The organism is Streptomyces sp. S6 (assembly GCF_054880855.1).
The window spans coordinates 1-9,172 of the sequence record NZ_JBTYMC010000271.1 but is presented as its reverse complement, the minus strand read 5'-3'; the positions used below and the strand labels follow the sequence as shown (position 1 = coordinate 9,172).

Below are 9,172 nucleotides of genomic sequence, written 5' to 3'. Positions count from 1 at the left end.
GGCGTGGACGTCCGTCTTGTAGACGAGGGCCGCGTCCGCCTCCTTCAGCTCGACCTTGGTGAGCGCGGACTTGACGTCCTGCTCGTACGACACCGGCGTGACCTTGACGCCGGGGCCGCGCACCGGGGACGCCACCGACAGGGCGTCGTCGGTGACCTGGCGGTCGCTCACGGCGGTGCCGGTGCGGCGGATCTCGGCGAGGACGCGGCGCAGGTGGGCCGCGTCGGTGACGGTGTGGGGGGTGAAGGACTTCAGCGGGGCGGCGCAGTAGGAGTCCTGGAGGTCCGTGTCGCCGTGCGCGAGCAGCACCAGCCCCACGCCCGTGACGTGGAGGGGCCAGCGGGCGCCGACGCGGATGTGGACACCCACCGAGGAGCGTCCGCTGAGCCACTCCGTGTACACGACGTCGTGGCCGTCGCGCACGGCCAGCTGGACGTTTTCGTGCGTGGCTTCGTAGAGGTCCTCCAGGTAGGGCAGGGCGATCTGGCGCAGGGCGAGGCCGCGGGGGGCGAGCGCGGCGATCTCCCACAGGCGCAGACCGACGTGGTACGTGCCGGACGCGTCGCGCTCCAGGGCGCCCCACGCCGTGAGCGCGCCGACGAGGCGGTGCGCGGTGGTGAGGGTCAGGCCGGCTCGCCGGCTGATGTCGGTGAGGCCGAGGGCCGTGTGGTCCTGGTCGAACGCGGCGAGGACGGACAGCAGCCGGTCCGGAGCGGAACGCGGGTTCATGGCGTCACCATCCCGCATGGCGGCCGGTCACCGGGCGTCAGGTGAGATCCTCCCCGGCCACCCGCAGCAGCAAGCCGTGCAGCACCTCCCGTTCGGCCGGCGTCAGCGGCTCCGCCAGCTCGTCGGTGACGCGCTGCCCCGCCTCGTCCGTGTCCCGCAGGAACGCGCGGCCCGCGTCGGTGAGGACCACGACACGGCTGCGGCGGTCGTCGGGGGAGGGGCGGCGCTCGGCGAAGGCGATCCGCTCCAGGTCGTCGACCAGGCCGACTATCGCGCTCGGGTCGTAGCCGAGCCGCGCGCTCAACTCCCGTTGCAGGGCGCCCTCGCCGCCCGCGAGGTAGCGCAGCACCGCGTAGTGGCGCAGGCGCAGGCCCGACTCCTGGAGGAACGTGTTGAACAACTGGCCCGAGCGCAGGCCGAGTCGGTACAGGAGATAGCCCGTGTCCGCGTGCAGTCCGCGCATCCACGGCTCGTTCGCGTCGATCGGGGCGGTGCCGGCGGTGTCGTGCGGGCTGGTGATGGCGGGCTCCTCGGTGTCGGCCCCGGGCGGGGGATCTGTGGTCACAGATTCCAGCATGAATCATCGGCGAGGCGGCGACAACTATTGACGTCGACAATTATTGCTCTTACCTTCGATTTTCACATCGCTCCTGTCGTTCAGTCGAAGGGACTCTCCGTGCCGCGCATCGATCTCACCGGCAAGGCCGCCGTCGTCACCGGCGCAGGCCGCGGCCTCGGCCTCGCCTACGCCCGCGCCCTGGCCGACCGCGGCGCGTCCGTGGTGGTCAACGACGTCGACGAGGAGGCGGCGGCGCAGGCGGTCAAGGCGATCACCGAGGCCGGCGGCACGGCCGTCGCCGAGGTGGTGCCCGTCGGGACGGCCGAGGCCGCGGACCGGCTCGTGGCACGCGCCGTCGAGGCGTTCGGCCGGCTCGACGTGCTGGTCACCAACGCCGGCATCCTGCGCGACAAGGTGCTGTGGAAGATGACGGACGACGACTTCGACGCCGTCGTCTCCACCCACCTGCGCGGCACCTTCACCTGCGCCCGCGCCGCCGCCGTCCGCATGCGGGAGCAGGGCGAGGGCGGCACGCTGATCCTCGTCGGCTCGCCCGCGGGCCAGCGCGGCAACTTCGGGCAGACGAACTACGCGGCGGCCAAGGCCGGGATCGCGGCGTTCGCCCGGACCTGGTCGATGGAGCTGGGCCGCGCGGGGATCACCGTCAACGCGATCGTGCCCGTCGCCGCGACCGCGATGACCGAGACGATCCCCGCGTTCGCGCCGTACGTCGAGGCGCTGAAGCAGGGCGAGCCGCTGCCCGGGTTCCTCCGCAAGGGCGAGGGCTTCGGGACGCCCGAGGACTGCGCCGCCCTCGTGCCGTTCCTCGCCTCCGACGCCGCGCGCGGGATCACCGGCCAGGCGATCGGCATCGGCGGCGACAAGGTGACGCTGTGGTCGCACCCGCAGGAGATCCGGGCGGCGTACGCGGACGGCGGCTGGACACCGGAGACGCTCGCCGAGGCGTGGGGCACGTCGGTCGGGGCCCGGCCCGAGACGGTGGGCATCCCGGCACCGAAGCTGGAGCAGGCGTGAGCACGCGCCCGGCGATGGACGTCGACGCCCTCACCGCCATCGACGTCCACACCCACGCCGAGGTCTCCTCCCAGGGCCACTCCTCCCTCGGCGACGACCTCCACGACGCCTCCTCCGCCTACTTCAAGGTCGAGGGCAAGCGGAAGCCGACGATCGAGGAGACGGCGGCGTACTACCGGGAACGGAACATGGCGGCCGTGATCTTCACGGTGGACGCCGAGTCCGCGACCGGCACCCCGCCCGTCCCCAACGAGGAGATCGCGGAGGCCGCCGCGAAGAACGCCGACGTCCTGATCCCCTTCGAGTCCATCGACCCGTTCCGGGGGAAGGCGGGGGTGCGGCAGGCCCGGCGGCTCGTGGAGGAGTACGGCGTACGGGGCTTCAAGTTCCACCCCAGCATCCAGGGCTTCTTCCCCAACGACCGTGCCGTCGCGTACGCGTTGTACGAGGTGATCGAGGAAACCGGCTGCGTCGCCCTCTTCCACACCGGCCAGACCGGCATCGGCGCGGGCGTCCCGGGCGGCGGCGGCATCCGCCTCAAGTACTCCAACCCCCTGCACGTGGACGACGTCTCCGCGGACTTCCCGGAGATGAAGATCATCCTCGCGCACCCCTCCTTCCCCTGGCAGGACGAGGCGCTCGCGGTCGCCACCCACAAACCCGGCGTCCACATCGACCTGTCGGGCTGGTCGCCGAAGTACTTCCCGCCCCAACTGGTGCAGTACGCCAACACGTTGCTGAAGGACAAGGTCCTCTTCGGCTCCGACTTCCCCGTCCTCACCCCCGACCGCTGGCTCGCCGACTTCGCGAAGCTGCCGATCAAGGACGAGGTCAGGCCGAAGATCCTGAAAGAGAACGCCGCCCGTTTGCTGACGATCTAGAGGGACCGCAGATGCGCAACGAGGGACTGGGCTCCTGGCCCGCCCGCCGGGCCCGCAAGACCCCCCACCGCACCGCCCTGATCCACGGTGACACCGAGCACACGTACGCCGCCCTGCACGACCGCACCACCCGCCTCGCCCACGCCCTGCGCGCCCGGGGCCTCAGGCGCGGCGACCGGATCGCCTACCTCGGCCCGAACCACCCCTCCTACCTGGAGACCCTGTTCGCGGCCGGCGTGCTCGGCGCGGTGTTCGTCCCGCTCAACACCCGCCTCGCCGGACCGGAGATCGCCTACCAGCTCGCCGACTCCGGCGCGAAGACGCTTGTCTATGCCCCCACCCACACCGGTCTCGTCGCCGGACTGCCCGGCTCCACGGACGTCCGGACCTTCCTCGAAGTCGGCGCGGAGTACGAACAGGCCCTGGCGCAGGCGCCGTTCGAGCCGATCGACGAGCCCGTCACCCCGGACGACACCAGCGTCATCATGTACACCTCGGGCACCACGGGACGCCCCAAGGGTGCCATGCTCACCCACGGCAACCTCGTCTGGAACGCGGTCAACGTCCTCGTCGACACCGACCTGATCGCGGACGAACGCGCCCTGGTATCCGCCCCGTTGTTCCACACCGCCGGCCTCAACATGCTGACCCTGCCGGTCCTGCTCAAGGGCGGCGCCTGCGTCCTCGTCGAGGCGTTCGACCCCGACGCGACCTTCGAGCTGGTCGCCCGGCACCGGATCACGTTCATGTTCGGCGTGCCCACCATGTTCGACCTGATGGCCCGTCACCCCGGTTGGCCCAAGGCCGACTTGACGTCTCTGCGGCTGCTCACCTGCGGCGGCTCCCCGGTGCCGACGCCGCTGATCGCCGCCTACCAGGAGCGCGGACTGACCTTCCTCCAGGGGTACGGGATGACCGAGGCGTCCCCCGGGACGCTCTTCCTCGACGCCGAACACGCGGTCAGCAAAGCCGGTTCGGCGGGCGTGCCGCACTTCTTCAGCGACGTCCGCGTCGTACGCCCGGACCTGGTGCCGGTCGACGTGGGGGAGACCGGCGAGGTCGTGGTGCGCGGGCCCCATGTGATGCCCGGATACTGGGGGTTGCCCGAGGAGAGCGCCGCGAGCTTCACCGACGGGTGGTTCCGCAGCGGGGACGCGGCACGGGTCGACGAGGACGGGTACGTCCACATCGTCGACCGGATCAAGGACATGATCATCTCGGGCGGGGAGAACATCTACCCCGCCGAGATCGAGGACCTGATCCTCGCACAGCCCGGAGTCGCCGAGTGCGCGGTCATCGGCGTCGCCGACGAGCGGTGGGGCGAGGTGCCGCGCGCCGTCGTCGTCCCCCGCGCGGGCGCCCGGCCCGACCCCGAGGCGATCCTCGCGGCCCTCGCGGGGCGCCTCGCCAAGTACAAGATCCCCAAAACGGTGGTGCTCGCGGACGAACTCCCGCGCACCGCCTCCGGAAAACTCCTCAAGTCCCGCGTGCGCGAGCGCTACGGCAAATAACGAAGGACCACCATGACCATCACCGTCAACGGCCTCGACGAACTGAAGAAGCTCGCCGGGAGCGACCTCGGGACGAGCGACTGGATCGAGGTGACCCAGTCCGCGATCGACACGTTCGCCGACGCGACCGGCGACCACCAGTGGATCCACGTCGACGTCGAGCGGGCGAAGGAGGGGCCGTTCGGGGCGCCCATCGCCCACGGCTATCTCACCCTGTCCCTGTTCATCCCCTTGTTCAGCGGCCTGTTGGAGGTCGAGGGCGTCACCACCAAGGTCAACTACGGCCTGAACAAGGTGCGTTTCCCCTCACCGGTACGGGTCGGCTCCCGCATCCGCCTCGCCGCACGGCTCACCGATGTGACGGACGTGGCCGGTGGGGTGCAGATCACCGTGGACGGGACCATCGAGATCGAGGGCGGGACGAAGCCCGCGGTGGTGCTTCAGGGCGTACTCCGCTTCCTTTGACGGCTGTTCGGGCTCGGAGGGAGGTACGGTGCGTTCCTCCGAGCCTTCGTCCGAGCCGGCCTCGGCGGAGAATCGGTGTCCTTTGTGATCCTTCCACCGAGGGGGAACCGTGGCTGTTTCGCTGAGCCGCCGTGAGCCGATGCCCGGCAAGCCGTCGACCGTCCGTCGTCCCGACCCGAAGACACCCCGTCCCGACGCTCCGGCGGACCCGAGGACCGTCCGCGGAGTGCGGCGCGCTCTGGCCTGCACCGGCCGGGCCGCGGGGCCGCGGCCCGCCTTCCAGTCCGCCATCTGACAGCGCGGTTCCCGAGCCGTGACCCGCCCTCCCGTGCCGCTGCGCCAGGTCGTGCTCAAGGTGCACAGCCGATGCGATCTCGCCTGCCGCCACTGCTACGTGTACGAACACGCCGACACGAGTTGGCGGGGGAAGCCCAAGGTGATGCCGGAGGCGACCGCCGCCCGGTCCGCGCTGAGACTCGCGGAACACGCGCACGCGCACCGGCTCACCTCCGTCCAGGTCGTCCTGCACGGAGGCGAGCCGCTCCTCGCGGGCATCCCCCGACTGCGCCACATCTGCGAGCAGTTCACCCGCGCCCTGCGGGAGGTCGCCGCACTGGACCTGCGCATCCACACCAACGGCCTGCGGCTGACACCCCGGCACCTCGACCTCTTCGACGAGTACGGCGTCCGGGTCGGGGTCAGCCTCGACGGCGACCGCGCGGCCAACGACCGCCACCGGCTCCACCAGGACGGCCGCAGCAGCCACGCCGGGACCCTCGCGGCGATCGCCCTGCTGAACGAGCGCCGCCACCTGTTCGCCGGCATCCTCTGCACGGTCGACGTCCGCAACGACCCCGTCCGGGTCTTCGACGCCCTGGCCGACCTCGCGCCGCCGCGCATCGACTTCCTGCTCCCGCACGCCACCTGGGACACCCCGCCCCACCGCCCCGGGGGCGAGGCGACCCCCTACGCCGACTGGCTGCTCGCGGTGCACGCCCGCTGGAGCGAGCGGGGCACCCCCATGCCCGTACGGCTCTTCGACTCCGTCATCAGCACCCTGGGCGGCGGCCCGAGCCACACCGAGGCCATGGGCCTCGACGCGGCGGACCTCGTCGTGATCGAGACGGACGGCGGCTACGAACAGGCCGACTCCCTGAAGACCGCCTACGACGGCGCCCCCGCCACCGGCCTCGACGTCTTCCGCCACTCCTTCGACGAGGTCTCCCGCCACCCCGGCATGACCGCCCGGCAGCAGGGCCTCGACGGGCTCTGCGCCCGGTGCCGGGCCTGCCCGGTCGTCCGCTCCTGCGGCGGCGGCCTCTTCGCGCACCGCTACCGCACGGGCGGCACCGGCTTCGCCAACCCGTCCGTCTACTGCGCCGACCTCTTGGAGCTCGTCGGCGGACTGGCCGCCCGCACGGGCGTGGACGCCACCCGCCCGGTCGACGGCTTCGACGCCCTCGCCGACGGCACCGCGGTCCGAGGCCTCGCCAGGAACAGGGAACGAGTCACCCGCTCTCTCCTCGACGAACTCGCGGAACGCGTGGCGAGCGGCGAACACCCCCTCGCCGCCGGTCCGTCGTGGGAGGAGGGCCGGCGGCGCCTCGCGGACGAGCGCACCCTGGGAGCGGTCCTGGCCCACCCCTACACCTGGCCCTGGCTCGTACGGTGCTTCGAGGGCCGGGCGGCACCGGACCATCTGGCGAACCTGGTGGAGCAGGCCGGCGCCGTGCGGCGCCTGAACTGCGGCGGCCTCGACGTCGCCCTGGACGATGCCGACCCCCACCGCGACTGCTTCGGCGCCCCTGTCCGTCCCGGACCGCTCCCCTCGCAGGAGGCCGTCCGCCTGGAGCAGGTCCTCACCAAGGCGTGGGAGCTCATCGACCGTGCGCTGCCCGGCGTCGCCGCCGGAATGGCCGTCGGCGTACGGACCGTGACCCCGCTCAGCTCCCCGCCCCGCAGCGCCCGAGCCGGATTCGCCGCTCTCGGCGTGCACCTCTGCGACGACCCCGAGGAAGTCGCCGTCCAACTCGTGCGCGGCTACCGGCGCGGCGTGCTGGAAGTCCTGCTCGACACGTGCGAGCTGTACCGGGAGGACGACGACCCGCACGTGGAGGCGCTGCTCGCCGACACCTACGCGCGCGTCGCGACCGACGTCCTGCTCGGCACCGGACAGGCCCGGCGGCAGCTGCGCGAACTGGCCGGGGCACCGGGCCTCACCCCCCTCGGGCTCCGGTTCGTCGAGGGCATGCGGAGGACCCGGTGACCGGCGGGCTGGAGCGGCTCGGCGTGCGCCCCGGCGCCACGCTCCTCGTCCACGCCTCCCTGCGCCGCGTGGGCGCGGGACCGGACGCCGTCCTGTCCGCGCTGCTCGACGCGGTCGGCCCCGAAGGGACCGTGGTGGTACCGGCGTTCACCGCCGGCAACTCGGACACGTCGCCGGCGTACCGGGAACACACCCGGGACATGACGGAGCGCCAGATCGCCGCCTACCGGGCGGAGATGCCGCCCTTCGACGGGCGGACGGCCTCACAGGGTGTGGGGAGACTGGCGGAGGCCGTCCGCCGTGCGCCGGGGGCGGTGCGCAGCGCGCACCCGCAGACCTCGTTCGCCGCACTCGGCGCGCGGGCCCGGGAACTGATGGCGGGCCACGACGAGGAGTGCCACCTGGGGGAGCGGTCACCCCTCGCCCGCCTTGAGGAGGCCGGGGCCCAGGTCCTGCTGCTGGGCGTCGGGTTCGAGGTGTGCACGGCGTTCCATCTGGGGGAGTACCGGATGCCGGGGGCGCCGTGGCGGGAGTACCGGTGCGTCGTACGGCGGGGCGGGGTGCGCACCTGGGTCTCCTACCGGGACGTGGCCCTCGACGACCGGGACTTCGGGGAACTCGGGGCCGCGTTCGAGGCCCGGACGGGCGCGGTGCGGCGAGGCCCCGTCGGATCAGGTGAGGCGCTGCTGTTCCCGCTCGCGGAAGCGGCCTCGTTCGCCGCGCGGTGGCTGGCCGGAAATCGAGGATGACGGGTTCCCGCACCCTCGTCACAAGAAGCCTCTCCGTCCCTACACTGAGTTCTCGGGCGGGGAACGGGGGACTGCGTGGGGCCGACGGATCCGGCGGGCGCGGACAGCGACGGGCCCTATTTCTTCCTGAGTTACGCGCGCATACCCAAAGACGGACCCGACGACCCCGACCCCGACCTGTGGGTGCACCGCCTCTTCCGCGACGTCTGCGACCACATCCGCAACCTCACCACCGTGCCCGCCGGGGCCGCCGGATACATGGACCGCTCCGCGCATCCCGCACAGGCGGCCGGCCACGCCCACGCCGCGTCCCTCGCAGGCTGCCGCGTGTTCGTGCCCCTGTACTCACCCCGCTACTTCATCAACCCCTGGTGCGGCAAGGAATGGACGGCTTTCGGCCGGCGACCGGGGTTCGTGCCCGGCGCCGTCGTCCCCGCGCTGTGGGTGCCCGTGCCCGAGCACCGGCTCCCGGACCAGGTACGGGAGATCCCCTACCTCGGCCCCGAACACACCGAGCGGTACCAGAAGTTCGGGCTCTACGGGCTCGCCAAACTACGGTCGTTCCGCAACGACTACCAGAAGGCCGTGCTCCACCTCGCCCAGCGGATCGTGAAAGCGGGCGAGAACACCGAGGTCGAACCCGGCGACCCCGGCGGCCTCGGAGCCGCCCGCGACGCGTTCGCCGGCACGGACGACACCCCCGGACCGCCGGCGACGCGCCGCCGGCTGCGCATCAGCGTCGCCGCCGGCACCCGGGACCACCTGCCGCGGGAGCGCGACCCCCGCTACTACGGGCCCTCGCCCCTCGACTGGCGGCCCTACCACCCCGAGGCCCCCGACCCGCTCGGCACCCTGGCGTCCGGCGTCCCATGTGACCGTTGTGGACGGGCAAGGCAGACGCGAACAGCGGGACGTCGTCGTCGGCGTCGTCAACGGTGTCGTGGCTCAGGTGACCAAGGGCCTCGAAGTGGGCGAGA

General features: G+C 72.3%; 10 protein-coding genes. 8 read left to right on the top strand and 2 right to left on the bottom strand.

Translation table 11 applies throughout. The features are described 5' to 3' along the window. The coding region (locus ACVNF4_RS27810; protein WP_461805624.1) for an IclR family transcriptional regulator at positions 1–729 on the bottom strand (729 nt) is incomplete at its 3' end. A 37-nt stretch (positions 730–766) separates the two neighbouring features. Continuing rightward, positions 767–1,306, bottom strand: a complete 540-nt coding sequence (locus ACVNF4_RS27805; protein ID WP_461805623.1) for a MarR family winged helix-turn-helix transcriptional regulator — start codon at positions 1,304–1,306, stop codon at positions 767–769. Positions 1,307–1,405: 99 nt separating this feature from the next. On the opposite strand from ACVNF4_RS27805, the gene ACVNF4_RS27800 reads away from it, so the two are divergent. The 8 genes from ACVNF4_RS27800 to ACVNF4_RS27765 all read left to right on the top strand — a co-directional run. After that, entirely contained in the window at positions 1,406–2,323 is a 918-nt protein-coding gene (locus ACVNF4_RS27800) for an SDR family NAD(P)-dependent oxidoreductase (protein ID WP_461805622.1), read from the top strand. A 14-nt stretch (positions 2,324–2,337) separates the two neighbouring features. Further along, complete coding sequence (locus ACVNF4_RS27795; RefSeq protein ID WP_461805625.1) at positions 2,338–3,204, top strand: amidohydrolase family protein; 867 nt, start codon at positions 2,338–2,340, stop codon at positions 3,202–3,204. A gap of 11 nt (positions 3,205–3,215) precedes the next feature. Next, positions 3,216–4,715 (top strand): acyl-CoA synthetase, encoded by a 1,500-nt coding sequence (locus tag ACVNF4_RS27790; RefSeq protein WP_461805621.1) that lies wholly within the window; start codon positions 3,216–3,218, stop codon positions 4,713–4,715. Between the two features lie 12 nt (positions 4,716–4,727). Further along, on the top strand, positions 4,728–5,180 hold the full coding sequence (locus ACVNF4_RS27785; protein ID WP_461805620.1) for a MaoC family dehydratase: 453 nt from the start codon (positions 4,728–4,730) through the stop codon (positions 5,178–5,180). Between the two features lie 109 nt (positions 5,181–5,289). Continuing rightward, positions 5,290–5,475 (top strand): hypothetical protein, encoded by a 186-nt coding sequence (locus ACVNF4_RS27780; RefSeq protein ID WP_461805619.1) that lies wholly within the window; start codon positions 5,290–5,292, stop codon positions 5,473–5,475. Between the two features lie 18 nt (positions 5,476–5,493). Further along, positions 5,494–7,446 (top strand): FxsB family cyclophane-forming radical SAM/SPASM peptide maturase, encoded by a 1,953-nt coding sequence (locus ACVNF4_RS27775; RefSeq protein WP_461805618.1) that lies wholly within the window; start codon positions 5,494–5,496, stop codon positions 7,444–7,446. Next, on the top strand, positions 7,443–8,195 hold the full coding sequence (locus ACVNF4_RS27770; protein WP_461805617.1) for an AAC(3) family N-acetyltransferase: 753 nt from the start codon (positions 7,443–7,445) through the stop codon (positions 8,193–8,195). The genes ACVNF4_RS27775 and ACVNF4_RS27770 overlap by 4 nt, the downstream gene beginning before the upstream one ends. Before the next feature lie 75 nt (positions 8,196–8,270). Continuing rightward, positions 8,271–9,172: TIR-like protein FxsC (locus tag ACVNF4_RS27765; RefSeq protein WP_461805616.1), on the top strand; the 902-nt coding region annotated here is incomplete at its 3' end.

Excerpts from the sequence above, each read along its gene's own strand:
- ACVNF4_RS27805 (WP_461805623.1), bottom strand. The coding sequence starts at position 1,306 with ATGCTGGAATCTGTGACCACAGATCCCCCGCCCGGGGCCGACACCGAG.
- ACVNF4_RS27795 (WP_461805625.1), top strand. The coding sequence starts at position 2,338 with ATGGACGTCGACGCCCTCACCGCCATCGACGTCCACACCCACGCCGAG.
- ACVNF4_RS27790 (WP_461805621.1), top strand. The coding sequence starts at position 3,216 with ATGCGCAACGAGGGACTGGGCTCCTGGCCCGCCCGCCGGGCCCGCAAG.
- ACVNF4_RS27785 (WP_461805620.1), top strand. The coding sequence starts at position 4,728 with ATGACCATCACCGTCAACGGCCTCGACGAACTGAAGAAGCTCGCCGGG.